We start from the raw sequence: 1,359 nt of genomic DNA, 5'->3' as shown, positions 1-1,359 counted from the left end.
GGGGCGGAAGCGGCGCGGCGGGCACAGGCCTTGCTGATGGAAGCCCAGCGCTTCGAGCCGGAATCCTCAAAACTCTGGCGGCTGCTCGCCGTGACCTATGGGCGCGAGAATAATCTGGGGCTCGCAGCTTTGGCGACGGCGGAACTGGCCCTGCTCGAAGGCCGCCCGCGCGATGCCCGCGATCAGGCCCGCCGGGCGCTGCGACTCATTCCGGCGGGTGCGCCGGGGCAGTTGCGCGCCCAGGATTTGGAAAACCAAGCGATTCAAGAGTTGGAAAGGTTACGGGAATGAGTTTCATGCGCCTGGTCTTCGGGGCCGTTACCTGTTGGGGACTCTTGGTGTCCGGCCTTGCCCCCGCCGCCGAGCCTTTGACCGACGCGCAGAAGGAGGCGGTGAAAACCCTCGTGCGCGAGGTGCTGCGCGATAATCCCGAACTGGTTTATGAGGCGCTGCAAGCGCTCGAAGCCAAGCAGCAGGCCGAACAGACCCAGCGGTCGCAAAAAATGATTGCCGCCAGCCGCGCGTCCTTGGAGCGCGACCCCGCCGATCCCGTTTTGGGCAATCCGCAGGGCGATGTTACCATTGTCGAGTTCTTCGATTATCGCTGCCCCTACTGTAAGCAGGCGGCGGAGACGGTGGCAAAGGTGGTGAAAGCCGACGGCAAGGTGCGCTTGGTGCTGAAGGAATATCCGATCCTGGGGCCGCAGTCGGTGCAAGCCTCGCTCGCGGCTTTGGCGGCGCAGCGGCAGGGCAAGTATGAGGAAATGCACGATGCGCTGATGGCCCAACGCGGCCCGCTCGATGAAAAAGCCATCGAGAAAATCGCGGGCGAGGTGAAGCTCGATATGGCGCGCTTTAAGGCCGATCTCGATAAGCCGGACCTCAAGCAACGCCTGCAAGCGGTGCTGCTGCAAGGCCGGGAAATCGGCGCGTCCGGCACGCCCGCCTTCATCATCGGGGATAAGATGATCCCCGGTGCGGTCGATGCCGAAACCTTAAAGGCGGCGATTGCCGAGGCGCGGGCACGAAAAAGCTAGCGGCCCGACTTGCCTTTCGACCGGCGCAGCACAAGTTGCAGCCTGCACTTAAGCTTATGCAGGAGATTGGTATGTCTTTGACCGTTCTTGAGTTTGATCGCGACGATATTCAAAACACGATTGCGCATCTGTCCGATAGTCAGATCGATACGCTCGCTTTCGGGGCGATTGAGCTTGATAAAACCGGCAAGGTGCTGCGCTTCAATGCGATGGAAGGCCAGATCACCGGGCGCGACCCGAAACAAATGGTCGGCAAGAATTTCTTCACCGATGTCGCGCCCTGCACGAATACCGCCGAGTTCAAAGGGCGCTTTGATGCGGG

The 1,359-nt window shown here is 61.4% G+C and carries 2 protein-coding genes and 1 pseudogene; all 3 read left to right on the top strand.

Annotated elements, in window-relative coordinates:
* Nucleotides 1–291, top strand: a pseudogene (locus VZ95_RS25890) (M48 family metalloprotease); the annotation flags it as partial.
* Entirely contained in the window at nt 288–1,037 is a 750-nt protein-coding gene (locus VZ95_RS17075; protein ID WP_052711883.1) for a DsbA family protein, read from the top strand. The pseudogene VZ95_RS25890 and the gene VZ95_RS17075, both read left to right, overlap by 4 nt.
* A gap of 71 nt (nt 1,038–1,108) precedes the next feature.
* Nucleotides 1,109–1,359: PAS domain-containing protein (locus VZ95_RS17070; protein WP_045776926.1), on the top strand; the 251-nt coding region annotated here is incomplete at its 3' end.

It is taken from the genome of Elstera litoralis (genome assembly GCF_000963705.1).
Classification (GTDB): Bacteria; Pseudomonadota; Alphaproteobacteria; order Elsterales; family Elsteraceae; genus Elstera; species Elstera litoralis.
This window is presented reverse-complemented; position numbering and strand designations above follow the sequence as displayed.

Bases quoted from the DNA above. Each gene is read 5' to 3' on its own strand.
- VZ95_RS17075 (WP_052711883.1), top strand. From the start codon at position 288: ATGAGTTTCATGCGCCTGGTCTTCGGGGCCGTTACCTGTTGGGGACTC.